Below are 24,429 nucleotides of genomic sequence, written 5' to 3' on the forward strand. Positions count from 1 at the left end.
TGAACCATGCTGACTCGAAGGTCACGGGACCAACGGCAGAAAAGTGAAGGTTTTCGTAGAAAAGTAGCTGAAATAACGCAAAAACCGCCCAAATGAGGGCGGTTCTGCTTATCGTTTAGAGTTAGTTAAGCGATACGCCCAGTGCCTTTGCGATTGCTTCTCCATAAGCAGGATCTGCCTTGTAGAAGTGCTGCAACTGACGCTGAACCACATCACTGGAAACGCCCCCCATTGCGCCCGCGATGTTGCTGGTGAGCAAGGCTTTTTGCTCATCATTCATCAGGCGGAACAGCGCACCGGCGTGGCTGTAGTAATCGGTGTCTTCACGGTGATCATAACGGTCTGCGGCACCACTCAAGGCCAAAGCCGGCTCTGCATACTGAGGTGCCTGCTTCGGCGCATCGGCGTAGCTGTTCGGCTCATAGTTGGGCGCCGCACCACCGTTGCTGCCGAATGCCATCGAACCGTCACGCTGATAGCTGTTCACCTGATTACGCGGGGCATTCACCGGCAGTTGCTGGTGATTGGTGCCGACGCGGTAGCGGTGGGCATCGGCGTACGCGAATACACGACCTTGCAGCATGCGGTCCGGCGACAGGCCAACACCAGGAACCATGTTGCTCGGGCCAAAAGCAGCCTGCTCAACTTCAGCGAAGTAGTTCTGCGGATTGCGGTTGAGCTCCAGTTCACCAACCTCGATCAACGGGAATTCTTTCTGCGACCAGGTTTTGGTCACGTCGAAGGGGTTCTCATAATGAGCGTTCGCCTGGGCCTCGCTCATGATCTGGATGCAGACGCGCCATTTCGGGAAATCACCGCGCTCGATCGCGCCGAACAGATCGCGCTGGGCGTAATCAGGGTCGGTGCCGGCCAGGCGTGCAGCTTCAGCCGGCGCCAGGTTCTTGATGCCTTGCTGGGTCTTGTAGTGCCACTTGACCCAATGACGCTCGCCGCTGGCGTTGATCAGGCTGTAGGTGTGGCTACCAAAGCCGTGCATGTGACGATAGCCGTCGGGAATGCCACGGTCCGAGAACAGAATGGTGACCTGGTGCAGCGCCTCAGGGGAATGTGACCAGAAGTCCCACATCATCTGCGCGCTTTTCAGGTTGCTTTGCGGCAGGCGTTTCTGGGTGTGGATGAAATCCGGGAATTTCAATGGGTCGCGGATGAAGAACACTGGGGTGTTGTTACCCACGATGTCCCAATTGCCTTCTTCGGTGTAGAACTTCAACGCAAAGCCACGTGGATCACGCTCGGTGTCGGCCGAACCGCGTTCGCCACCGACGGTTGAAAACCGCAGGAAGGTCGGGGTTTGCTTGCCAACAGCTTCAAACAGCTTGGCGCTGGTGTATCGAGTGATGTCTTGGGTGACGGTGAAGGTGCCGTAAGCGCCCGACCCCTTGGCGTGCACACGACGCTCGGGGATGTTCTCGCGGTTGAAGTGCGCCAGCTTCTCGATCAGGTGGAAGTCATCGAGCAGCAATGGGCCGCGCGGGCCCGCAGAACGGGAATTCTGGTTATCCGCAACGGGTGCACCGCTGGCGGTGGTAAGGACTTTATTCTGGCTCATGCGCAATTTCCTTAGGTCGGGCTTGGAACTGCCGGCTAATCGGCTTGGGAGGAGTATTGATCATCAGCATGACGGCTACAAATTTATTAAATTGTCGGCATCAATAGAAAATAACTACCAACAGGCCCCTCATAGTGCCGAGCGCTACCCAGGGAAGCTTGTACAAATCGCGCTTTATTACGCGCACAAAAAACCGGGCGCTAGGCCCGGTTTTTCGATACAGCTTGTTCGTCTTACTCGGCGCTTACAGCTTCGCCGGCAGTAGCACGATCAACCAACTCGACGTACGCCATAGGCGCGTTGTCGCCAGTGCGGAAACCGCACTTGAGGATGCGCAGGTAGCCACCCTCACGGGTAGCGTAACGCTTGCCCAGGTCGTTGAAGAGCTTACCAACGATAGCTTTCGAACGAGTACGGTCGAAAGCCAGACGGCGGTTAGCCAGGCTGTCTGTCTTGGCCAAAGTGATCAGCGGCTCAGCAACGCGACGCAGTTCTTTAGCTTTCGGCAGTGTAGTTTTGATCAGCTCGTGCTCGAACAGCGACACCGCCATGTTTTGAAACATGGCCTTGCGGTGCGAGCTGGTACGGCTCAGGTGACGACCACTTTTACGATGACGCATGGTTCATTCCTTACCAAACTCACGTTCGGTGATTACGACGATCAGGCAGTCGCCTTGTCGTCCTTCTTAAGACTTGCAGGCGGCCAGTTGTCGAGGCGCATGCCGAGGGACAGACCGCGGGAGGCCAGAACGTCCTTGATTTCAGTCAAGGATTTCTTGCCCAGGTTCGGAGTCTTCAACAGCTCTACTTCGGTACGCTGAATCAGGTCACCGATGTAGTAGATGTTTTCCGCCTTAAGGCAGTTAGCCGAACGTACAGTCAGTTCCAGATCGTCAACCGGGCGAAGCAGGATCGGATCGATCTCGTCTTCCTGCTCGATTACCACTGGTTCGCTGTCACCTTTGAGGTCGACGAACGCAGCCAACTGCTGTTGCAGAATGGTTGCAGCGCGGCGGATAGCCTCTTCAGGATCCAGAGTACCGTTGGTTTCCAGATCAATAACCAGCTTGTCCAGGTTAGTACGCTGCTCGACACGGGCGTTTTCCACCACGTATGCGATACGGCGAACCGGGCTGAACGAAGAGTCAAGCTGCAAGCGACCAATGCTGCGGCTTTCGTCTTCATCGCTCTGACGCGAGTCGGCCGGTTCATAACCACGACCACGAGCTACGGTGAGCTTCATGTTCAGGGCGCCGTTAGACGCCAGGTTAGCGATTACGTGATCGGGGTTAACGATCTCGACATCATGATCCAGCTGAATATCGGCAGCGGTAACCACCCCCGAACCCTTCTTCGACAAGGTCAGCGTAACTTCGTCACGGCCGTGCAGCTTGATAGCCAGACCTTTAAGGTTCAACAGGATTTCAATTACGTCTTCCTGTACACCTTCGATGGCGCTGTACTCGTGGAGCACACCGTCAATCTCGGCCTCGACTACTGCACAGCCGGGCATTGAGGACAACAGGATGCGGCGCAGCGCGTTGCCCAGGGTGTGGCCAAAACCACGCTCGAGAGGCTCGAGAGTGATCTTGGCGCGGGTTGGACTGACAACCTGCACATCAATGTGGCGGGGTGTCAGGAACTCATTTACCGAAATCTGCATGGATGCACCTATTTTCTAGCCCTTACTTGGAGTAGAGCTCGACAATCAGGCTTTCGTTGATGTCGGCGGACAGATCACTGCGAGCAGGAACGTTCTTGAAAACGCCCGACTTCTTCTCAGTGTCTACTTCTACCCATTCTACGCGGCCACGTTGGGCACACAGATCGAGAGCTTGGACAATGCGAAGTTGGTTTTTAGCTTTCTCGCGAACTGCGACCACGTCACCAGCACGAACCTGGTAGGACGGAACGTTTACGGTCTGACCGTTAACGCTGATCGACTTGTGCGATACCAACTGACGGGATTCGGCACGAGTCGAACCAAAGCCCATACGGTATACAACGTTGTCCAGACGGCATTCGAGCAGTTGCAGCAGGTTTTCACCGGTTGCACCTTTCTTGCCAGCAGCTTCTTTGTAGTAGCCGCTGAATTGACGCTCGAGAACGCCGTAGATACGACGGACCTTCTGCTTTTCACGCAGTTGGGTGCCGTAATCGGACTGGCGACCGCGGCGTTGGCCGTGGATACCAGGTGCTGCTTCGATGTTGCACTTCGATTCGATCGCGCGCACGCCGCTCTTCAAGAAGAGATCGGTGCCTTCGCGACGAGCGAGTTTGCATTTTGGACCAATGTAACGAGCCATTCTTTACAATCTCCTGGATTACACGCGGCGCTTCTTCGGCGGACGGCACCCGTTGTGCGGGATTGGCGTCACGTCGGTGATGCTGGCGATCTTATAGCCACAGCCGTTCAAAGCACGGACAGCAGACTCACGACCTGGACCTGGACCTTTGACGTTAACGTCGAGGTTTTTCAGGCCGTATTCCAGCGCAGCTTGGCCAGCACGTTCAGCAGCTACTTGAGCAGCAAACGGGGTGGACTTGCGGGAACCGCGGAAACCCGAACCACCGGAGGTAGCCCAAGAAAGCGCGTTACCTTGACGGTCGGTGATGGTCACGATGGTGTTGTTAAAAGATGCATGGATGTGGGCGATGCCATCAACCACTGTCTTTTTAACTTTTTTACGAGGACGAGCAGCAGGTTTTGCCATGATAATTTTCCTGTCGATTCGCGTGGGCGATTACTTGCGGATCGGCTTACGCGGACCTTTACGGGTACGCGCGTTAGTCTTGGTACGCTGACCGCGTACTGGAAGACCACGACGATGACGCAGACCGCGGTAGCAACCGAGGTCCATCAAACGCTTGATTTTCATGTTGATTTCGCGACGCAGGTCACCTTCAGTGGTGAACTTCGCCACTTCGCCACGCAACAGCTCGATCTGCTCGTCGCTCAGATCCTTGATCTTTGCGGCTGGGTTTACCCCAGTGTCTGCGCAAATTTTCTGCGCAGTAGTGCGACCAACACCATAGATGTAGGTCAGCGAGATAACAGTGTGCTTGTTATCTGGAATGTTAACGCCTGCAATACGGGCCATTCAGTGGGACTCCAATTGACAGCTACCTACGCCCCGGAAGCCAAGAAATAGGGCGCGAGATAATATCGCTGTAATAACAAATAATCAACCCGGCAGCGCACTAGCTGCCGGGCTTCAAGCGGATCACATTCAGCCTTGGCGCTGTTTGTGACGCGGTTCCGCGCTGCAAATTACTCGAACAACACCTTCGCGGCGAATAATCTTGCAGTTACGGCACAGCTTTTTCACCGATGCACGAACTTTCATCACCAACTCCTCGAACCTTATGGGGTACTCAGCGCAACATGCCGCTGCCGTAGCCCTTCAGGTTGGCTTTCTTCATCAGGGATTCGTACTGGTGCGAAACGAGGTGCGATTGTACTTGGGACATGAAGTCCATCACAACCACGACCACGATCAGCAACGAGGTCCCGCCAAGGTAGAACGGAACGTTTGCTGCAACCACCAGGAACTGGGGAAGCAGACACACGGCCGTCATATATAGAGCACCGAACAGGGTCAAACGAGTCAGAACGCCATCAATGTAGCGCGCAGACTGCTCACCTGGACGAATACCCGGAATAAAGGCACCGGACTTCTTCAGGTTTTCCGCTACGTCTTTCGGATTGAACATCAACGCCGTATAGAAGAAGCAGAAGAAAATAATCCCTGCACTAAACAGCAGAATATTCAACGGCTGACCAGGAGCGATCGACTGAGAGAGGTCCTGCAGCCAGCCCATATTTTCGGACTGACCAAACCAGGTACCCAACGAAGCCGGAAACAGCAAAATGCTGCTCGCGAAAATTGCCGGAATAACGCCGGCCATATTCACTTTCAGCGGCAAGTGGCTGGTCTGCGCAGCAAAGACCTTACGGCCCTGCTGACGCTTGGCGTAGTGAACAGCAATACGACGCTGACCACGCTCAATGAACACCACAAAACCGATAATCGCTACTGCCAGCAAACCGATGGCAACCAGGGCGAAGATATTGATATCACCCTGTCGTGCAGACTCGAAAGACTGCCCGATTGCTCTCGGAAGACCGGCGACGATACCTGCGAAAATCAACATCGAGATACCGTTGCCAACACCACGCTCAGTAATCTGCTCACCCAGCCACATCATGAACATCGCACCAGCCACAAAAGTGGATACCGCGACGAAATGGAAGCCAAAGTCACCAGTGAACGCAACGCCCTGCCCGGCCAGGCCAACGGACATGCCGATAGCTTGAACCAGGGCGAGGACGACAGTGCCGTAGCGGGTGTACTGGCTAATCTTGCGACGACCAGCTTCACCTTCCTTCTTCAACTGCTCCAACTGCGGACTGACGGCGGTCATCAGCTGCATGATGATCGATGCCGAAATGTACGGCATGATCCCCAGTGCAAAGATGCTCATCCGTTCCAGCGCGCCGCCGGAAAACATGTTGAACAAGCTAAGAATGGTCCCCTCATTCTGTCGAAACAGGTCTGCGAGTCGGTCCGGGTTGATACCTGGAACCGGGATGTGTGCGCCTATTCGGTAGACGATAATCGCCAGGAACAGAAAACGCAGACGAGCCCAAAGTTCAGACATACCGCCTTTGCCGAGCGCTGAGAGAGCACCTTGCTTAGCCATTTATTCCTCGAACTTGCCGCCAGCTGCTTCGATAGCCGAACGCGCACCTTTGGTGGCGCCGATTCCCTTGCCGATAGTGACAGCGCGAGTCACTTCACCGGACAGCATGATTTTCACACGCTGTACGTTGACGTTGATCACGTTGGCATCTTTCAGGGTCTGCACAGTAACGATGTCGCCTTCCACTTTAGCCAGCTCGGACAGACGCACTTCTGCGCGGTCCATGGCCTTCAGGGATACGAAACCGAACTTAGGCAGGCGACGATGCAGCGGCTGTTGACCGCCTTCAAAGCCTGGAGCGATGGTGCCACCGGAGCGGGAGGTTTGACCTTTGTGGCCACGGCCACCAGTCTTACCCAAACCGCTACCGATACCACGGCCCGGACGATGCTTTTCGCGACGGGAACCCGGCGCTGGACTCAGATCATTGAGTTTCATCGATTAACCCTCTACACGCAGCATGTAGTAAGCCTTGTTGATCATCCCGCGATTCTCGGGAGTATCCTGGACTTCTACAGTGTGACCGATGCGACGCAGACCCAGACCTTTAACGCACAATTTGTGGTTAGGGATGCGGCCGGTCATGCTTTTGATCAGCGTTACTTTAACGGTAGCCATGATCAGAAGATCTCCTTGACAGTCAAGCCGCGCTTGGCAGCAATGGACTCAGGAGATTGCATAGCTTTCAGACCCTTGAAAGTGGCGTGAACCACGTTTACAGGGTTAGTCGAGCCGTAGCACTTGGCCAGAACGTTCTGGACGCCAGCAACTTCGAGGACAGCACGCATAGCGCCGCCAGCGATGATACCGGTACCTTCAGAAGCAGGCTGCATGTACACCTTCGAAGCGCCATGGGCGGACTTCATTGCGTACTGCAGCGTGGTGCCGTTCAGATCAACTTGGATCATGTTGCGGCGAGCAGCTTCCATTGCCTTCTGGATCGCGGCAGGCACTTCACGTGACTTGCCACGGCCGAAGCCAACACGCCCCTTACCATCACCCACCACGGTCAACGCGGTGAAAGTGAAGATACGGCCGCCTTTAACGGTTTTGGCTACACGGTTAACTTGAACCAGCTTCTCAATGTAGCCTTCGTCGCGCTTTTGGTCGTTATTTGACATAACTTAGAACTCCAGCCCAGCTTCACGAGCAGCATCAGCCAGCGCTTTAACGCGGCCGTGGTACTTGAAGCCAGAGCGGTCGAAAGCCACTTGCGAGACGCCAGCGGCCTTAGCACGCGTAGCGACCAGCTGGCCAACCTTAGTGGCCGCGTCGATGTTGCCGGTGGCACCATCACGCAGTTCTTTATCCAAAGTCGAGGCGCTTGCCAGGACCTGGTTGCCGTCGGCCGAGATGACCTGGGCGTAGATGTGCTGCGACGAGCGGTACACGCAGAGACGCACGACTTCGAGTTCGTGCATTTTCAGGCGTGCTTTGCGAGCGCGACGCAGTCGAGTAACTTTTTTGTCGGTCATTTGCTATGCCCTACTTCTTCTTGGCTTCTTTACGACGGACGACTTCGTCCGCGTAGCGCACACCTTTGCCTTTGTACGGCTCTGGTGGACGGAAGTCGCGGATCTCAGCGGCCACCTGACCTACCAGCTGCTTGTCGATGCCCTTGATCAGGATATCGGTTTGGCTAGGGGTCTCAGCGGTGATGCCTTCCGGCAGTTCGTAATCCACTGGGTGCGAGAAGCCAAGGGCAAGGTTCAGAACCGTGCCTTTTGCTTGCGCTTTGTAACCAACACCGACCAGCTGGAGCTTGCGCTCGAAGCCTTGGCTTACGCCTTGGACCATGTTGTTTACCAACGCACGCGTGGTACCGGCCATTGCGCGAGTTTGTTGATCGCCATTGCGAGCAGCGAAACGCAGCTCACCAGCTTCTTCAACGATCTCAACGGACGAATGGATGTTCAGTTCAAGAGTGCCCTTGGCACCCTTCACCGAAAGCTGTTGGCCTGCGAATTTGACTTCGACACCGGCTGGCAGCTTAACGGGGTTCTTAGCGACGCGTGACATGCTTATCCCCCCTTAGAACACAGTGCAAAGAACTTCGCCGCCGACACCGGCAGCGCGCGCAGCACGATCCGTCATCACACCTTTGTTGGTGGAGACGATAGACACGCCCAGACCGCCACGAACTTTCGGCAGATCTTCAGCGGACTTGTACTGACGCAGGCCTGGACGGCTAACGCGCTTCACTTCTTCGATGACCGAACGGCCTTCGAAGTACTTCAGCTCGATGGACAGCAGAGGTTTGATTTCGCTGCTGATCTGATAACCCGCAATGTAGCCTTCGTCTTTGAGGACTTTGGCAACAGCTACCTTCAATTTGGAAGATGGCATGCTTACGACGGACTTTTCAGCCATCTGGGCATTACGGATACGAGTTAGCATGTCCGCTAACGGGTCCTGCATACTCATGGCTAGACGCTCCTAATACAAAAAAATTAGCCTTGCGGCTACATATGTCGCCGAGAATCTCCGAGCATAAAACACACGGGCTCAGGCGAGCCGCGTATTTTAGACACACTGCGGAAATGAAACAAGCCCCAAAAGGGGCTTGTTCCAGATTCAAGGTCACCGGCGGTCAGTATCTTGCGATACCAACCGCCTTGACGCTGAAAGTACTTACCAGCTGGCTTTAACCAGACCTGGTACGTCACCACGCATTGCCGCTTCACGCAGTTTGTTACGGCCGAGGCCGAACTTGCGGTAAACGCCGTGTGGACGACCGGTAAGGCGGCAGCGGTTACGCATGCGCGAGGCGCTTGCATCACGTGGCTGCTTCTGCAGGGCAACTGTAGCTTCCCAACGCGCTTCTGGACTTGCGTTCAGATCAACGATGATCGCTTTCAGTGCTGCACGCTTCTTGGCGTACTTGGCAACCGTGAGCTGACGCTTCAGCTCGCGGTTTTTCATGCTCATCTTGGCCATGGTCCTACTCCAATCAGTTGCGGAACGGGAATTTGAAAGCACGCAACAGGGCGCGACCTTCATCATCGTTCTTGGCAGTGGTGGTCAGGGTGATGTCCAGACCGCGGAGAGCATCGATCTTGTCGTAGTCGATTTCCGGGAAGATGATCTGCTCTTTCACGCCCATGCTGTAGTTACCACGACCATCGAAGGACTTGGCATTCAGGCCGCGGAAGTCGCGAACCCGAGGCAGGGAGATCGACAGCAGACGATCCAGGAATTCGTACATACGCTCACGGCGCAGAGTCACTTTGACGCCGATCGGCCAGCCTTCGCGGACTTTAAAGCCAGCGATGGATTTCCGAGCGTAAGTCACAACGACTTTTTGACCGGTGATCTTTTCCAGGTCAGCAACAGCGTGCTCGATGACTTTTTTGTCACCGACCGCTTCGCCCAAACCCATGTTCAGGGTGATTTTGGTAACGCGTGGAACTTCCATCACGTTCGAAAGCTTAAGTTCTTCCTTAAGCTTCGGTGCGATTTCTTTCCAGTAAATCTCTTTTAGTCGTGCCATGGTCTTCTACCTAGCAGTGTTCAAGCATCAACCGCTTTTTGGGTCGACTTGAAGACACGAATTTTCTTGCCATCTTCTACTTTGAAACCAACGCGGTCAGCCTTGTTGGTTTCGCCGTTGAAAATGGCGACGTTAGAAGCGTCCAGTGGAGCTTCTTTTTCGACGATACCGCCTTGCACGCCCGACATCGGGTTAGGCTTGGTATGACGCTTGACCAGGTTCAGACCACCGATAACCAGACGGTTATTAGCGAGAACCTTAAGCACCTTACCGCGCTTACCTTTGTCTTTGCCGGCGATCACGATGATCTCGTCGTCACGACGAATCTTTTGCATGTCGGATCTCCTTACAGCACTTCTGGGGCGAGCGAGACGATCTTCATGAACTTCTCAGTACGAAGTTCACGGGTCACTGGCCCAAAGATACGGGTGCCGATAGGCTCTTGCTTGTTGTTCAGAAGAACAGCAGCGTTGCCATCAAAGCGGATAATGGAGCCATCAGCACGACGTACGCCGTGACGAGTGCGGACTACAACAGCAGTCATCACTTGGCCTTTTTTCACTTTACCGCGAGGAATCGCTTCCTTGACAGTAACCTTGATGATGTCACCGATACCAGCGTAACGACGATGGGAGCCACCCAGCACCTTGATGCACATAACGCGGCGAGCGCCGCTGTTATCGGCCACATCGAGCATGGATTGAGTCTGAATCATATAATTTCTCCGACCCCTAGTCCTTAGACTTCCACAGCGCGTTCGAGAACATCAACCAGTGCCCAAGACTTGGTCTTGGCCAGCGGACGAGTTTCACGAATAGTGACTTTGTCGCCGATGTGGCACTGATTGGTTTCGTCGTGCGCGTGCAGCTTAGTCGAACGCTTAACATATTTACCGTAGATCGGGTGCTTAACGCGACGCTCGATCAAAACGGTGATGGTTTTGTCCATCTTGTCGCTGACAACACGGCCAGTCAGCGTACGGACAGTCTTTTCGGCTTCAGCCATGATCACTTACCTGCCTGCTGGTTGAGCACAGTCTTCACGCGAGCAATGTCACGCTTAACTTGCGAGAGCAGATGAGACTGCCCCAACTGGCCAGTTGCTTTCTGCATACGCAGATTGAACTGGTCGCGCAGCAGGCCGAGCAGTTGCTCGTTCAGCTGCTGTGCGGATTTTTCACGAAGTTCATTCGCTTTCATCACATCACCGTCCGTTTAACAAAGGCGGTGGCGAGCGGCAGCTTTGCAGCAGCCAGGGCAAAAGCCTCACGCGCCAGCTCTTCAGTTACGCCCTCGATTTCATACAGGACTTTGCCTGGCTGAATCTGGGCTACCCAGTATTCCACGTTACCCTTACCTTTACCCATACGAACCTCGAGAGGTTTTTTGGAGATCGGCTTGTCCGGGAATACACGGATCCAGATCTTGCCACCACGTTTTACGTGACGGGTCAGTGCACGACGCGCTGACTCGATCTGACGAGCGGTGAGACGACCACGAGCTACAGACTTCAGCGCGAACTCGCCGAAGCTGACTTTGCTACCGCGCTGAGCCAGACCACGGTTGTGGCCTGTCATCTGCTTGCGGAACTTCGTACGCTTTGGTTGCAACATTTGGCGTACCCCTTACTTAGCAGCTTTTTTACGAGGCGCTGGTGCTTGTGGTTTCAGTTCTTCTTGGCGACCACCAATTACTTCGCCTTTGAAGATCCAAACCTTTACACCGATCACACCGTAAGTGGTGTGAGCTTCGTAGTTGGCATAGTCGATGTCGGCACGCAGGGTGTGCAGTGGCACACGACCTTCGCGATACCATTCAGTACGTGCGATTTCAGCACCGCCGAGACGACCGCTCACTTGGATTTTGATGCCTTTGGCACCAATGCGCATGGCGTTCTGTACGGCGCGCTTCATAGCGCGACGGAACATGACACGACGCTCCAGCTGCTGAGCTACGCTCTGCGCAACCAGCATACCGTCGAGCTCCGGCTTGCGGATCTCTTCGATATTGATGTGCACAGGCACACCCATTTGCTTGGTCAGGTCCTGACGCAGTTTCTCAACATCTTCACCTTTCTTCCCGATAACAATACCTGGACGAGCAGTGTGGATGGTGATACGTGCGGTTTGCGCCGGGCGATGGATATCGATACGGCTTACGGACGCGCTTTTTAGTTTGTCTTGGAGATACTCACGCACCTTCAGATCAGCGAACAAATAGTCCGCATAAGTCCGGCCGTCTGCATACCAGACGGAGGTGTGTTCCTTGACGATTCCCAGGCGAATGCCAATGGGATGTACTTTCTGACCCATCTCTTCGACTCCGTTACTTGTCAGCAACCTTGACAGTGATATGGCAAGACCGCTTGACGATGCGATCAGCACGGCCTTTGGCACGTGGCATGATTCGCTTCAGCGAACGCCCTTCGTTGACGAAAACGGTGCTGACCTTAAGGTCATCAACGTCTGCGCCTTCGTTATGCTCGGCGTTGGCTACGGCCGACTCCAGCACTTTCTTCATGATCTCGGCGGCTTTCTTACTGCTGAAAGCCAACAGGTTGAGCGCTTCGCCCACCTTCTTCCCGCGGATCTGGTCGGCGACCAAGCGGGCTTTCTGGGCGGAGATTCGAGCGCCCGACAACTTAGCGGCTACTTCCATTTCCTAACCCCTTAACGCTTGGCTTTCTTGTCTGCCACGTGCCCACGATAAGTGCGGGTACCGGCAAACTCGCCTAGTTTGTGGCCGACCATGTCTTCGTTCACGAGAACTGGGACGTGCAAGCGACCGTTGTGTACAGCGATGGTCAAACCGACCATTTGTGGCAGGATCATCGAACGACGCGACCAGGTCTTAACTGGTTTGCGATCGTTCTTTTCCGCCGCCACTTCGATCTTCTTCAGTAGGTGAAGATCAATAAAAGGACCTTTTTTCAGAGAACGTGGCACTGTCGTATCCCTCTATTTACTTGCGACGACGGACGATCATTTTGTCGGTACGCTTATTACCACGAGTCTTCGCGCCCTTAGTCGGGAAGCCCCATGGCGATACCGGATGACGACCACCAGAGGTACGACCTTCACCACCACCGTGTGGGTGGTCAACCGGGTTCATGGCAACACCACGAACGGTTGGGCGAACGCCACGCCAGCGTTTGGCACCAGCTTTACCCAGCGAACGCAGGCTGTGCTCGGAGTTCGAGACTTCGCCCAGGGTCGCGCGGCATTCAGCCAGCACTTTACGCATCTCACCAGAACGCAGACGCAGGGTCACGTAGACACCTTCACGAGCGATCAGCTGAGCCGAAGCACCAGCGGAACGAGCGATTTGCGCGCCTTTACCTGGCTTCAATTCGATGCCGTGTACGGTGCTACCAACTGGAATGTTGCGCAGTTGCAGAGCGTTGCCCGGCTTGATCGGCGCCAAGGCACCTGCGATCAGCTGGTCGCCAGCACTCACGCCTTTAGGGGCGATGATGTAGCGACGCTCGCCATCTGCGTACAGCAGCAGAGCGATGTGAGCAGTACGGTTTGGATCGTATTCAATACGCTCGACAGTGGCAGAGATGCCATCTTTGTCGTTGCGACGGAAATCGACCAGACGATAATGCTGCTTATGGCCACCACCGATGTGACGAGTGGTAATACGACCATTGTTGTTACGACCACCAGTCTTCGATTTTTTCTCGAGCAGCGGTGCGTGAGGAGCGCCTTTATGCAGCTCCTGGTTGACCACCTTGACCACAAAACGGCGGCCAGGGGAAGTCGGTTTGCATTTAACGATTGCCATGATGCACCCCTTCCTTACTCAGCACTGCTGCTGAAATCGAGATCTTGGCCTGGCTGAAGGGAGATAACTGCCTTCTTCCAGTCATTACGCTTGCCCAGACCGCGAGCAGTACGCTTGCTCTTACCCAGAACATTCAGGGTAGTAACACGCTCTACTTTCACGCTGAACAGGCTTTCGACGGCCTTCTTGATTTCCAGCTTGGTTGCGTCAGTTGCAACCTTGAAAACGAACTGGCCTTTCTTGTCAGCCAGAACCGTAGCCTTTTCGGAAACGTGCGGGCCAAGCAGAACTTTAAATACGCGTTCCTGGTTCATCCCAGCAGCTCCTCGAATTTCTTCACGGCCGACACGGTGATCAACACCTTGTCGTATGCGATCAGACTAACTGGATCGGAACCTTGCACGTCACGTACATCAACGTGTGGCAGGTTGCGAGCAGCCAGGTACAGGTTCTGATCAACAGCTTCGGACACGATCAAAACGTCGGTCAGGCTCATGTTGGTCAGTTTGCCCAGCAGTTCTTTGGTTTTTGGACTTTCAACAGCGAAGTCCTGAACCACGACCAGACGATCAGTACGCACGAGTTCAGCAAGGATGGAGCGCAGAGCTGCGCGGTACATCTTCTTGTTGAGTTTCTGCGAGTGATCCTGTGGACGAGCTGCGAAAGTGGTACCGCCGCCACGCCAGATTGGGCTACGGATAGTACCGGCACGAGCACGGCCAGTGCCTTTCTGACGCCAAGGGCGCTTACCGCCACCACGTACGTCGGAACGGGTCTTTTGCTGCTTGCTACCTTGACGGCCGCCGGCCATGTAGGCCACGACTGCTTGGTGAACCAGCGTCTCGTTGAATTCGCCGCCAAATGTCAGTTCGGAAACTTCGATCGCTTGAGCGTCATTTACATTTAATTGCATGTCAGCTTCCCCTTAACCGCGAGCCTTGGCCGCTGGACGTACAACCAGGTTGCCGCCAGTAGCGCCAGGAACAGCACCCTTGACCAACAACAGATTGCGTTCAGCGTCGACGCGCACTACTTCGAGGGACTGCACGGTCACGCGCTCAGCGCCCATATGACCGGACATTTTTTTGCCCTTGAATACACGACCAGGAGTCTGGCACTGGCCAATAGAGCCCGGGACGCGGTGGGAAACGGAGTTACCGTGAGTGTTGTCTTGGCCACGGAAATTCCAACGCTTGATCGTACCCTGGAAGCCTTTACCCTTGGACTGACCGGTTACATCAACCAGTTGACCAGCGGCGAAGATTTCAGCGTTGATCAGATCGCCAGCCTGGTAGTCGCCGTCTTCAAGACGGAACTCCATGACGGTGCGACCAGCTGCAACGTTTGCTTTAGCGAAGTGACCTGCTTGAGCAGCAGTCACGCGCGAAGCACGACGCTCGCCGACAGTGACTTGCACTGCACGATAGCCATCGGTTTCTTCAGTTTTGAACTGGGTGACGCGATTCGGCTCGATCTCAATGACCGTGACCGGAATGGAGACACCTTCTTCGGTGAAAATACGGGTCATACCGCATTTACGACCGACTACACCAATAGTCATGTTGTAAACCTCATGAGTGTACGGGGCTTTCACCCGCTATGGCCGCCCATTTCAGAGCGTTACACGACTAAGACCCAAGTCTTAGCCGAGGCTGATCTGTACTTCCACACCGGCCGCCAGATCGAGCTTCATAAGTGCATCAACGGTTTTATCCGTTGGCTGGACGATGTCCAGTACGCGCTTATGAGTACGGATCTCGTACTGGTCACGCGCGTCTTTGTTGACGTGCGGGGAGACCAGAACGGTGAACCGCTCTTTACGGGTAGGCAGTGGAATTGGACCACGCACTTGAGCACCAGTACGTTTCGCGGTTTCCACGATTTCCTGGGTGGATTGGTCGATCAGGCGATGGTCAAAAGCCTTCAACCTGATACGGATTTGCTGATTTTGCATTGGATTTCAGACTCCGGCTGCTATTCCCAGCGAGCGCAATACGCCCGTTAAAAGGAGGCGCAATTCTATAGACGGCCCTGATAGGTGTCAACCCAATAAAAAAGGCCCCCGCTGAGCGGGGGCCTTTTCAAAACATCAGAACTATCTCAGAAGAGATAATTACTCGATGATTTTAGCTACAACGCCAGCACCAACGGTACGGCCGCCTTCGCGAATTGCGAAACGCAGACCGTCTTCCATTGCGATGGTTTTGATCAGGGTAACAACCATTTTGATGTTGTCGCCCGGCATTACCATCTCAACGCCTTCCGGCAGTTCGCAGTTACCAGTCACGTCAGTAGTACGGAAGTAGAACTGTGGACGGTAGCCTTTGAAGAACGGAGTGTGACGACCGCCTTCTTCTTTGCTCAGCACGTACACTTCAGCTTCGAACTTGGTGTGCGGCTTAACCGAACCTGGCTTGACCAGAACCTGGCCACGCTCAACGTCGTCACGCTTGGTACCACGCAGCAGAACGCCGCAGTTCTCGCCAGCACGCCCCTCGTCGAGCAGTTTACGGAACATTTCAACACCGGTGCAGGTGGTGACGGTAGTGTCACGCAGACCAACGATTTCCAGTGGATCTTGAACCTTGACGATACCGCGCTCGATACGACCAGTCACAACAGTACCGCGACCGGAGATCGAGAATACGTCTTCGATTGGCATCAGGAATGGCTTGTCGATAACACGGACTGGATCTGGGATGTAGCTGTCCAGAGTCTCAACCAGTTTACGAACGGACGTGGTGCCCATTTCGTTATCGTCTTTGCCTTCCAGAGCCATACGAGCAGAACCGATGATGATCGGAGTGTCGTCGCCTGGGAAGTCGTAAGTGCTCAGCAGATCGCGCACTTCCATCTCAACCAGTTCCAGCAGCTCAGCGTCGTCTACCAGGTCGGCCTTGTTCAGGTAAACCACGATGTACGGAACGCCAACCTGACGGGACAGCAGGATGTGCTCACGGGTTTGTGGCATCGGACCATCAGCGGCCGAGCAAACCAGGATTGCGCCGTCCATCTGGGCAGCACCGGTGATCATGTTCTTCACATAGTCAGCGTGACCTGGGCAGTCAACGTGAGCGTAGTGACGGATCAGCGAGTTGTATTCAACGTGCGCGGTGTTGATGGTGATACCACGAGCTTTTTCTTCTGGTGCGCTGTCGATTTTATCGAAATCAACGATTGCGGAACCGAAAACTTCGGAGCAAACGCGAGTCAGAGCAGCAGTCAGAGTGGTTTTACCGTGGTCAACGTGACCGATGGTGCCAACGTTGACGTGCGGTAGGGAACGATCAAATTTTTCTTTAGCCACGACAATTAACTCCTTGCCTAAAGGACTGAATCAGCCTTGTTTTTTGGATACAGTTTCAGCGATGTGCGCCGGAGCTGTGTTGTATTTTTTGAATTCCATAGAGTAGCTTGCGCGACCCTGAGACATGGAACGAACGTCGGTCGCATAACCGAACATCTCACCCAACGGAACCTCGGCGCGAATCACTTTGCCGGAAACCGTGTCTTCCATACCCAGAATCATGCCGCGACGACGGTTAAGGTCGCCCATGACATCACCCATATAGTCTTCAGGTGTAACAACTTCTACCGCCATGATTGGCTCAAGCAACTCACCACCGCCCTTCTGGGCCAGTTGCTTGGTTGCCATGGAGGCAGCCACCTTAAACGCCATCTCGTTGGAGTCGACGTCGTGGTAAGAACCGTCAAAAACGGTTGCTTTCAGGCCGATCAGCGGATAGCCGGCAACAACACCGTTCTTCATCTGCTCTTCGATACCCTTCTGGATAGCAGGGATGTATTCCTTAGGAACCACACCACCTACTACTTCGTTCACGAATTGCAGACCTTCCTGACCTTCGTCAGCAGGAGCAAAACGGATCCAGCAGTGACCGAACTGACCACGACCGCCGGACTGACGAACGAACTTGCCTTCGATTTCACAGTTCTTCGTGATGCGCTCACGATAGGAAACCTGAGGCTTACCGATGTTGGCTTCGACGTTGAACTCACGGCGCATCCGGTCAACCAGGATGTCCAGGTGAAGCTCGCCCATGCCGGAGATGATCGTTTGACCAGTCTCTTCATCAGTCTTGACGCGGAAAGATGGATCTTCCTGAGCAAGCTTGCCCAGAGCGATACCCATTTTTTCCTGGTCATCCTTGGTCTTAGGCTCTACGGCAACCGAAATAACCGGCTCCGGGAAGTCCATGCGAACCAGGATGATTGGCTTGTCAGCGTTGCACAAGGTTTCACCGGTGGTGACGTCCTTCATGCCGATCAAGGCCGCGATGTCACCAGCGCGTACTTCCTTGATCTCTTCGCGGGCGTTTGCGTGCATTTGCACCATACGGCCCACGCGCTCTTTCTTGCCTTTAACCGAGTTGATCACGCCGTCGCCGGAGTTCAACACGCCCGAGTAAACGCGGACGAAGGTCAAGGTACCCACGAATGGGTCAGTGGCAATTTTAAATGCCAGAGCGGAGAACGGTTCTGCGTCGTCTGCATGACGCTCCAGCTCGATAGTCTCGTCATCCGGGTCGGTACCCTTGATGGCTGGAATATCAACCGGTGCCGGCAGGTAGTCGATCACAGCATCGAGAACCAGGGGAACGCCCTTGTTCTTGAACGAGGAACCACAAACAGCCAGGACGATTTCACCAGCGATAGTACGCTGACGCAGAGCGGCCTTGATTTCCACGTTGGTGAGTTCTTCACCTTCGAGGTACTTGTTCATCAGTTCTTCGTTGGCTTCGGCCGCGGCTTCAACCATGTTGTTGCGCCATTCGTCAGCCAGTTCCTGCAGTTCAGCAGGGATAGGCTTGCGAACAGGAACCATACCCTTGTCGGCATCGTTCCAGTAGACAGCTTCCATGGTCAGCAGATCGATCTGACCCTGGAAATTATCTTCGGAACCGATAGCCAACTGGATTGGCACCGGAGTGTGACCCAAGCGCTGCTTGATCTGAGCGATCACGCGCAGGAAGTTCGCACCGGCACGGTCCATCTTGTTGACGTAAACAAGACGTGGAACGCCGTATTTGTTGGCTTGACGCCATACGGTTTCCGACTGAGGCTCAACACCCGAGGTACCACAGAACACAACGACAGCGCCGTCGAGTACGCGCAGGGAACGCTCAACTTCAATGGTGAAGTCTACGTGACCCGGGGTATCGATTACGTTGAAGCGATGCTCATCTTTGTACTGCTTCTCGGAACCTTTCCAGAAGGCGGTAATAGCAGCAGAAGTAATGGTAATACCACGCTCCTGCTCTTGAACCATCCAGTCTGTGGTCGCGGCGCCGTCATGCACCTCGCCCATCTTGTGACTTTTGCCAGTGTAAAACAGTACGCGCTCGGTGGTGGTGGTTTTACCAGCATCCACGTGAGCAACGATACCGATGTTACGGTAGCGGCTAATCGGAGTAGTACGAGCCATAAAGCCCTCGCAAAATTAGTGAAGCTAAGATTAGAAGCGGTAGTGCGAGAAAGCTTTGTTAGCTTCAGCCATACGGTGCACGTCTTCACGCTTCTTAACAGCAGCACCTTTACCTTCAGCAGCGTCCAACAGTTCGCCAGCCAAACGCAGGGCCATAGACTTCTCGCCGCGCTTACGGGCGAAGTCTACCAACCAGCGCATTGCCAGAGCGTTACGACGGGACGGACGAACTTCGACCGGAACCTGGTAAGTAGCACCGCCTACACGGCGCGACTTCACTTCGACCAGCGGAGCGATGGCGTCGAGAGCTTTCTCGAAGATTTCCAGGGGGTCGCTGTTCTTGCGTTCTTTAACCTTTTCCAGCGCGCCATAAACGATACGCTCGGCAACGGCTTTCTTGCCGCTTTCCATCACGTGGTTCATGAACTTGGCCAGGATTTGGCTTCCGTATTTTGGATCGTCAAGCACTTCGCGCTTGGCTGCTACGCGTCTTCTTGGCATGGATAAGCCCTCAAACGGTCTTCAGGTTCGTTCGGAATTAGCGCCCTTGCGGGACGGCTCCGACCTTACTCTTATCGACTCAGAAAATAAGATGATTCAGTTTTTACAAAAAGCCGCTACTACTTAGGCTTCTTGGTACCGTACTTCGAACGACCCTGGTTACGACCTTTAACGCCGGAAGTATCCAAGGAGCCGCGTACGGTGTGGTAACGAACACCTGGCAAGTCTTTTACACGACCGCCTCGGATCAGTACCACGCTGTGCTCTTGCAGGTTGTGACCTTCACCACCGATGTACGAGGAAACCTCGAAACCGTTGGTCAGGCGCACACGGCATACTTTACGCAGTGCCGAGTTAGGTTTTTTCGGCGTGGTGGTATACACACGGGTGCATACGCCACGACGTTGCGGGCAGTTCTGCAGCGCAGGCACGTCGGATTTCTCGACGATACGCTTACGCGGCTGACGTACCAGCTGGTTGATAGTTGCCATCTACTAGCTCCACTGTTGTCTTGCGACGCTATTGTCTTACAAGAAAAGCAAAATGGCAGGAACGAATTCCCGCCAAATTTAGGGGTACAAGAGTCTAAAGAGGATCTTGCCCCCAGTCAAGGCAAGGCCCCGACATCCCCGCTCATCGAATCGGGGCAAATTTGCCTCGATCCGACGAATGGGGCTGCCAGGGCCCGGACTCATCTACTGCAGAACTCAGTTACCGCTTGAGTTCAGTGCTTCGGTCAGTGCAGCTTCCACTTCACTGGCGCTTACGCGCAGCGGCTTGTCAGCATCACGGCGGCGCTTGCGCTCGCTGTGGTAAGCCAAACCGGTACCCGCCGGGATCAGACGACCCACGACTACGTTTTCTTTCAGACCGCGCAGGTAATCGCGCTTGCCGGTTACCGCTGCTTCGGTCAGTACGCGGGTGGTCTCCTGGAAGGAGGCCGCCGAGATGAACGACTCAGTGGACAACGACGCCTTGGTGATACCCAGCAGCACGCGAGTGAACTTGGAGACAAACTTGTCTTCCGCGCCCAGGCGCTCGTTCTCTACCAGTACGTGAGTCAGTTCCATCTGGTCGCCCTTGATGAAACTGGAATCGCCGGATTCAGCGATTTCAACTTTACGCAGCATCTGACGCAGGATGGTCTCGATGTGCTTATCGTTGATTTTCACGCCTTGCAGGCGGTAAACGTCCTGGATCTCGTTAACGATGTACTTGGCCAGCGCACTCACACCCAGCAGACGCAGGATGTCGTGTGGATCGCTCGGACCGTCGGAGATAACTTCGCCGCGGTTTACCTGTTCGCCTTCGAAGACGTTCAGGTGACGCCACTTCGGAATCAGCTCTTCGTACGGATCGGTACCGTCGTTCGGGGTGATCACCAGGCGGCGCTTGCCTTTGGTTTCTTTACCGAATGCGATGGTGCCGCTGACTTCAGCCAGAATCGACGCTTCTTTCGGACGACGCGCTTCGAACAAGTCGGCAACACGCGGCAGACCACCGGTGATGTCACGTGTCTTCGAAGTTTCTTGCGGGATACGCGCGATAACATCACCGATCGCGATCTTCGCACCATCCGCTACACCGACCAGGGCGTTGGCTGGCAGGAAGTACTGAGCGATTACGTCAGTGCCTGGCAGCAACAAGTCCTTGCCGTTGTCGTCGACCATCTTCACGGCAGGACGGATGTCTTTACCGGCAGCTGGACGATCTTTCGCGTCGAGTACTTCAATGTTGGTCATACCGGTCAATTCGTCAGTCTGACGCTTGATCGTGATGCCTTCTTCCATGCCCACGTAGGTCACGGTACCTTTCATTTCGGTAACGATTGGGTGAGTGTGCGGATCCCACTTGGCCACGATTGCGCCAGCGTCGACCTTGTCACCCTCTTTCACCGAAATTACAGCACCGTATGGCAGCTTGTAACGCTCACGCTCACGACCGTAGTCATCAGCGATTGCCAGCTCACCGGAACGGGACACGGCAACCAGGTGGCCATCCACTCGCTCAACATGTTTCAGGTTGTGCAGGCGGACGGTACCACCATTCTTCACCTGAACACTGTCGGCTGCGGAGGTCCGGCTTGCCGCACCACCGATGTGGAACGTACGCATGGTCAGCTGGGTACCTGGCTCACCGATGGACTGGGCAGCGATAACGCCGACCGCTTCACCGATGTTCACCTGGTGGCCGCGAGCCAAGTCACGGCCGTAGCACTTGGCGCAGATGCCGTAGCGGGTTTCGCAGCTGATCGGCGAGCGAACGATCACTTCGTCGATGCTGTTGAGTTCGATGAACTCGACCCACTTCTCATCTACCAGAGTGCCGGCAGGAACGATGATTTCCTCGGTACCTGGCTTGAATACGTCACGGGCGATCACTCGACCCAGTACGCGCTCACCCAACGGCTCTACAACGTCGCCGCCTTCGATGTGCGGAGTCATCAGCAGACCGTGTTCGGTACCGCAGTCGACTTCAGTCACAACCAAGTCTTGCGCAACGTCTACCAGACGACGCGTCAGGTAACCGGAGTTGGCGGTCTTCAACGCGGTATCCGCCAGACCTTTACGAGCACCGTGAGTGGAGATGAAGTACTGGAGTACGCTCAAACCTTCACGGAAGTTCGCGGTAATCGGCGTTTCGATGATGGAACCGTCCGGCTTGGCCATCAGGCCACGCATACCGGCGAGCTGACGGATCTGCGCCGCAGAACCCCGTGCGCCCGAGTCGGCCATCATGTACATCGAGTTGAACGACTCTTGATCGACTTCCACGCCATGACGGTCGATAACCTTCTCTTTCGAGAGGTTAGCCATCATCGCCTTCGACACTTCGTCGTTGGCCTTGGACCAAAGGTCGATCACCTTGTTGTACTTCTCGCCCTGGGTTACCAGGCCGGAGGCATACTGGCTTTCGATCTCTTTCACTTCATCGGTAGCAGCGGCGATGATCTGGGCTTTTTCATCCGGGATAACAAAGTCGTTAACACCGATGGAAACGCCGGAAATGGTCGAATAGGCAAAACCTGTGTACATCAACTGGTCAGCGAAGATCACGGTCTCTTTCAGACCAACCACGCGGTAGCATTGGTTGATCAGCTTGGAGATAGCCTTTTTCTTCATCGGCAGGTTGACGACGTCGTACGACAGACCTTTCGGCACAACTTGATACAACAGCGCACGGCCAACAGTGGTGTCGACGATACGAACGTTGCTCACGCTGCCGCCATCACGGTCGTTCACGGTTTCGTGGATCCGCACTTTGACCTTGGCGTGCAAGGCGGCTTCACCGGCACGGAACACACGATCAACTTCCTGCAGGTCAGCGAACACACGACCTTCGCCCTTAGCGTTGATCGCTTCACGGGTCATGTAGTACAGACCCAATACAACGTCCTGCGACGGAACGATGATTGGCTCACCGTTGGCTGGCGACAGAATATTGTTGGTCGACATCATCAACGCACGCGCTTCCAACTGGGCTTCCAGTGTCAGCGGTACGTGCACGGCCATTTGGTCGCCGTCGAAGTCGGCGTTGTACGCAGCACAGACCAGAGGGTGCAGCTGGATAGCCTTGCCTTCGATCAGTACCGGTTCAAACGCCTGGATACCCAGACGGTGAAGGGTCGGTGCACGGTTGAGGAGAACCGGGTGTTCACGGATCACTTCAGCGAGAACGTCCCAAACCTCTGGCAGTTCGCGCTCAACCATTTTCTTGGCCGCTTTGATGGTGGTCGCGAGACCGCGCATTTCCAGCTTGCCGAAGATGAAGGGCTTGAACAGCTCAAGTGCCATCTTCTTGGGCAGACCGCACTGGTGCAAACGCAGGGTCGGGCCTACGGTAATTACCGAACGACCGGAGTAGTCAACACGCTTACCGAGCAAGTTCTGACGGAAACGACCCTGCTTACCCTTGATCATGTCAGCCAGGGATTTCAGAGGGCGCTTGTTGGAACCGGTGATAGCACGGCCACGACGGCCGTTGTCGAGCAAGGCATCGACCGCTTCCTGCAACATACGCTTTTCGTTGCGCACGATGATGTCCGGAGCGGACAGATCGAGCAGGCGCTTCAAGCGGTTGTTACGGTTGATCACGCGGCGGTACAGGTCGTTGAGGTCGGACGTCGCGAAACGACCACCATCCAATGGTACCAGCGGACGCAGGTCTGGCGGCAAAACCGGCAGAACGGTCAGCACCATCCACTCTGGCAAGTTGCCGGAACCCTGGAAGGCTTCCATCAACTTCAGACGCTTGGACAGCTTCTTGATTTTGGTTTCGGAGTTGGTTTGCGGAATTTCTTCACGCAGACGGCCAATCTCGTGCTCCAGGTCGATAGCGTGCAGCAGCTCGCGGACAGCCTCGGCACCCATGCGGGCATCGAAATCGTCGCCGAACTCTTCCAGCGCTTCGAAGTACTGCTCGTCATTGAGCAGCTGACCTTTTTCAAGGGTGGTCATGCCTGGATCGATAACAACATAGCTCTCGAAATAGAGAACGCGTTCGATATCACGCAGGGTCATGTCCATCAGCAAGCCGATACGGGACGGCAGCGATTTCAGGAACCAGATGTGGGCAACCGGCGAAGCCAGCTCGATGTGCGCCATGCGCTCACGACGAACCTTGGCCAGTGCAACTTCAACGCCGCACTTCTCGCAGATCACACCACGGTGCTTCAAGCGCTTGTACTTACCGCACAGGCACTCGTAATCCTTGACCGGGCCAAAGATCTTGGCGCAGAACAGGCCGTCACGCTCGGGTTTGAACGTACGGTAGTTGATGGTTTCCGGCTTTTTAACTTCACCGAACGACCACGAACGGATCATCTCAGGCGATGCCAATCCAATACGGATGGCGTCGAACTCTTCGACTTGACCCTGGTTTTTCAGCAAATTCAGTAGGTCTTTCAAGGCCTTTCCTCCTGGCGGAGCAGAGAGCG

34 protein-coding genes are annotated in these 24,429 nt (G+C 54.9%); all 34 read right to left on the minus strand.

The features are described from left to right. Positions 1-121: 121 nt before the first annotated feature. Entirely contained in the window at positions 122-1,570 is a 1,449-nt protein-coding gene (locus H0Z09_RS23980) for a catalase (RefSeq protein WP_186694043.1), read from the minus strand. Positions 1,571-1,803: 233 nt separating this feature from the next. Then, complete coding sequence (gene rplQ, locus H0Z09_RS23985; protein WP_007918448.1) at positions 1,804-2,190, minus strand: 50S ribosomal protein L17; 387 nt, start codon at positions 2,188-2,190, stop codon at positions 1,804-1,806. Positions 2,191-2,231: 41 nt separating this feature from the next. Continuing rightward, positions 2,232-3,233 (minus strand): DNA-directed RNA polymerase subunit alpha, encoded by a 1,002-nt coding sequence (rpoA, locus tag H0Z09_RS23990; protein WP_003176403.1) that lies wholly within the window; start codon positions 3,231-3,233, stop codon positions 2,232-2,234. 22 nt (positions 3,234-3,255) lie between these two features. Beyond that, on the minus strand, positions 3,256-3,876 hold the full coding sequence (gene rpsD, locus H0Z09_RS23995) for a 30S ribosomal protein S4 (protein ID WP_003176404.1): 621 nt from the start codon (positions 3,874-3,876) through the stop codon (positions 3,256-3,258). Positions 3,877-3,894: 18 nt separating this feature from the next. Further along, positions 3,895-4,284, minus strand: coding sequence for a 30S ribosomal protein S11 (rpsK, locus tag H0Z09_RS24000; RefSeq protein WP_002555466.1), 390 nt, complete (start codon positions 4,282-4,284; stop codon positions 3,895-3,897). 30 nt (positions 4,285-4,314) lie between these two features. Beyond that, on the minus strand, positions 4,315-4,671 hold the full coding sequence (gene rpsM / locus H0Z09_RS24005; RefSeq protein WP_003210063.1) for a 30S ribosomal protein S13: 357 nt from the start codon (positions 4,669-4,671) through the stop codon (positions 4,315-4,317). A gap of 129 nt (positions 4,672-4,800) precedes the next feature. Continuing rightward, positions 4,801-4,917, minus strand: coding sequence for a 50S ribosomal protein L36 (gene rpmJ, locus H0Z09_RS24010; RefSeq protein WP_002555468.1), 117 nt, complete (start codon positions 4,915-4,917; stop codon positions 4,801-4,803). 28 nt (positions 4,918-4,945) lie between these two features. Continuing rightward, positions 4,946-6,274 carry a preprotein translocase subunit SecY gene (gene secY / locus H0Z09_RS24015; RefSeq protein WP_003194637.1) on the minus strand — a complete coding sequence of 443 codons (1,329 nt, stop codon included), beginning with the start codon at positions 6,272-6,274 and terminating at the stop codon, positions 4,946-4,948. Continuing rightward, positions 6,275-6,712 carry a 50S ribosomal protein L15 gene (gene rplO, locus H0Z09_RS24020; RefSeq protein ID WP_003176407.1) on the minus strand — a complete coding sequence of 146 codons (438 nt, stop codon included), beginning with the start codon at positions 6,710-6,712 and terminating at the stop codon, positions 6,275-6,277. Between the two features lie 3 nt (positions 6,713-6,715). Next, positions 6,716-6,892: a 50S ribosomal protein L30 gene (gene rpmD, locus H0Z09_RS24025; RefSeq protein WP_003176408.1), complete on the minus strand. Its 177-nt coding sequence runs from the start codon at positions 6,890-6,892 to the stop codon at positions 6,716-6,718. A 2-nt stretch (positions 6,893-6,894) separates the two neighbouring features. Further along, positions 6,895-7,395: a 30S ribosomal protein S5 gene (rpsE, locus tag H0Z09_RS24030; RefSeq protein ID WP_003176409.1), complete on the minus strand. Its 501-nt coding sequence runs from the start codon at positions 7,393-7,395 to the stop codon at positions 6,895-6,897. A gap of 3 nt (positions 7,396-7,398) precedes the next feature. Continuing rightward, positions 7,399-7,749, minus strand: coding sequence for a 50S ribosomal protein L18 (rplR, locus tag H0Z09_RS24035; RefSeq protein ID WP_003176410.1), 351 nt, complete (start codon positions 7,747-7,749; stop codon positions 7,399-7,401). Between the two features lie 10 nt (positions 7,750-7,759). Next, on the minus strand, positions 7,760-8,293 hold the full coding sequence (rplF, locus tag H0Z09_RS24040) for a 50S ribosomal protein L6 (RefSeq protein ID WP_003176412.1): 534 nt from the start codon (positions 8,291-8,293) through the stop codon (positions 7,760-7,762). A 12-nt stretch (positions 8,294-8,305) separates the two neighbouring features. Then, positions 8,306-8,698, minus strand: a complete 393-nt coding sequence (gene rpsH, locus H0Z09_RS24045) for a 30S ribosomal protein S8 (protein ID WP_003176413.1) — start codon at positions 8,696-8,698, stop codon at positions 8,306-8,308. Positions 8,699-8,905: 207 nt separating this feature from the next. Then, on the minus strand, positions 8,906-9,211 hold the full coding sequence (rpsN, locus tag H0Z09_RS24050) for a 30S ribosomal protein S14 (protein WP_003176414.1): 306 nt from the start codon (positions 9,209-9,211) through the stop codon (positions 8,906-8,908). 13 nt (positions 9,212-9,224) lie between these two features. Beyond that, positions 9,225-9,764 carry a 50S ribosomal protein L5 gene (gene rplE / locus H0Z09_RS24055; protein ID WP_003176415.1) on the minus strand — a complete coding sequence of 180 codons (540 nt, stop codon included), beginning with the start codon at positions 9,762-9,764 and terminating at the stop codon, positions 9,225-9,227. Positions 9,765-9,784: 20 nt separating this feature from the next. Beyond that, a complete protein-coding gene (rplX, locus tag H0Z09_RS24060) occupies positions 9,785-10,099 on the minus strand; it encodes a 50S ribosomal protein L24 (RefSeq protein WP_003176416.1) in 315 nt (104 codons plus the stop codon). Positions 10,100-10,110: 11 nt separating this feature from the next. Next, positions 10,111-10,479: a 50S ribosomal protein L14 gene (gene rplN / locus H0Z09_RS24065; protein WP_002555479.1), complete on the minus strand. Its 369-nt coding sequence runs from the start codon at positions 10,477-10,479 to the stop codon at positions 10,111-10,113. 23 nt (positions 10,480-10,502) lie between these two features. Continuing rightward, a complete protein-coding gene (gene rpsQ, locus H0Z09_RS24070) occupies positions 10,503-10,769 on the minus strand; it encodes a 30S ribosomal protein S17 (RefSeq protein WP_003176419.1) in 267 nt (88 codons plus the stop codon). 2 nt (positions 10,770-10,771) lie between these two features. Next, positions 10,772-10,963, minus strand: coding sequence for a 50S ribosomal protein L29 (rpmC, locus tag H0Z09_RS24075; RefSeq protein ID WP_002555481.1), 192 nt, complete (start codon positions 10,961-10,963; stop codon positions 10,772-10,774). Then, positions 10,963-11,376: a 50S ribosomal protein L16 gene (rplP, locus tag H0Z09_RS24080; protein ID WP_003232424.1), complete on the minus strand. Its 414-nt coding sequence runs from the start codon at positions 11,374-11,376 to the stop codon at positions 10,963-10,965. Before rplP ends, rpmC begins: the two co-directional genes overlap by 1 nt. A 12-nt stretch (positions 11,377-11,388) precedes the next feature. Then, on the minus strand, positions 11,389-12,075 hold the full coding sequence (rpsC, locus tag H0Z09_RS24085) for a 30S ribosomal protein S3 (RefSeq protein ID WP_003176422.1): 687 nt from the start codon (positions 12,073-12,075) through the stop codon (positions 11,389-11,391). A gap of 13 nt (positions 12,076-12,088) precedes the next feature. Further along, positions 12,089-12,421 carry a 50S ribosomal protein L22 gene (gene rplV, locus H0Z09_RS24090; protein WP_003103908.1) on the minus strand — a complete coding sequence of 111 codons (333 nt, stop codon included), beginning with the start codon at positions 12,419-12,421 and terminating at the stop codon, positions 12,089-12,091. An 11-nt stretch (positions 12,422-12,432) separates the two neighbouring features. Further along, positions 12,433-12,708 carry a 30S ribosomal protein S19 gene (rpsS, locus tag H0Z09_RS24095; protein ID WP_003232420.1) on the minus strand — a complete coding sequence of 92 codons (276 nt, stop codon included), beginning with the start codon at positions 12,706-12,708 and terminating at the stop codon, positions 12,433-12,435. 16 nt (positions 12,709-12,724) lie between these two features. Next, entirely contained in the window at positions 12,725-13,549 is an 825-nt protein-coding gene (gene rplB, locus H0Z09_RS24100) for a 50S ribosomal protein L2 (protein ID WP_003176423.1), read from the minus strand. 14 nt (positions 13,550-13,563) lie between these two features. After that, positions 13,564-13,863 carry a 50S ribosomal protein L23 gene (gene rplW, locus H0Z09_RS24105; RefSeq protein ID WP_002555488.1) on the minus strand — a complete coding sequence of 100 codons (300 nt, stop codon included), beginning with the start codon at positions 13,861-13,863 and terminating at the stop codon, positions 13,564-13,566. After that, positions 13,860-14,462 carry a 50S ribosomal protein L4 gene (gene rplD, locus H0Z09_RS24110; protein WP_057014518.1) on the minus strand — a complete coding sequence of 201 codons (603 nt, stop codon included), beginning with the start codon at positions 14,460-14,462 and terminating at the stop codon, positions 13,860-13,862. Before rplD ends, rplW begins: the two co-directional genes overlap by 4 nt. Positions 14,463-14,474: 12 nt before the next feature. Continuing rightward, positions 14,475-15,110 (minus strand): 50S ribosomal protein L3, encoded by a 636-nt coding sequence (gene rplC / locus H0Z09_RS24115; protein WP_003194649.1) that lies wholly within the window; start codon positions 15,108-15,110, stop codon positions 14,475-14,477. Positions 15,111-15,191: 81 nt separating this feature from the next. Beyond that, positions 15,192-15,503: a 30S ribosomal protein S10 gene (gene rpsJ, locus H0Z09_RS24120; RefSeq protein WP_003186070.1), complete on the minus strand. Its 312-nt coding sequence runs from the start codon at positions 15,501-15,503 to the stop codon at positions 15,192-15,194. A 159-nt stretch (positions 15,504-15,662) separates the two neighbouring features. Beyond that, a complete protein-coding gene (gene tuf, locus H0Z09_RS24125; RefSeq protein WP_003176426.1) occupies positions 15,663-16,856 on the minus strand; it encodes an elongation factor Tu in 1,194 nt (397 codons plus the stop codon). Positions 16,857-16,886: 30 nt separating this feature from the next. After that, a complete protein-coding gene (gene fusA / locus H0Z09_RS24130; RefSeq protein WP_076952600.1) occupies positions 16,887-18,992 on the minus strand; it encodes an elongation factor G in 2,106 nt (701 codons plus the stop codon). Between the two features lie 30 nt (positions 18,993-19,022). Then, the gene (rpsG, locus tag H0Z09_RS24135; RefSeq protein WP_002555493.1) at positions 19,023-19,493 is read right to left on the minus strand and encodes a 30S ribosomal protein S7; all 471 of its coding nucleotides are present in this window, start codon (positions 19,491-19,493) and stop codon (positions 19,023-19,025) included. A 119-nt stretch (positions 19,494-19,612) separates the two neighbouring features. After that, positions 19,613-19,984, minus strand: a complete 372-nt coding sequence (gene rpsL, locus H0Z09_RS24140) for a 30S ribosomal protein S12 (RefSeq protein ID WP_002555494.1) — start codon at positions 19,982-19,984, stop codon at positions 19,613-19,615. A gap of 216 nt (positions 19,985-20,200) precedes the next feature. After that, a complete protein-coding gene (gene rpoC, locus H0Z09_RS24145) occupies positions 20,201-24,400 on the minus strand; it encodes a DNA-directed RNA polymerase subunit beta' (protein WP_076952599.1) in 4,200 nt (1,399 codons plus the stop codon). Positions 24,401-24,429: the final 29 nt, after the last annotated feature.

The organism is Pseudomonas sp. SWRI18, from assembly GCF_014268345.1.
GTDB classification, from domain to species: Bacteria; Pseudomonadota; Gammaproteobacteria; order Pseudomonadales; family Pseudomonadaceae; genus Aquipseudomonas; species Aquipseudomonas cedrina.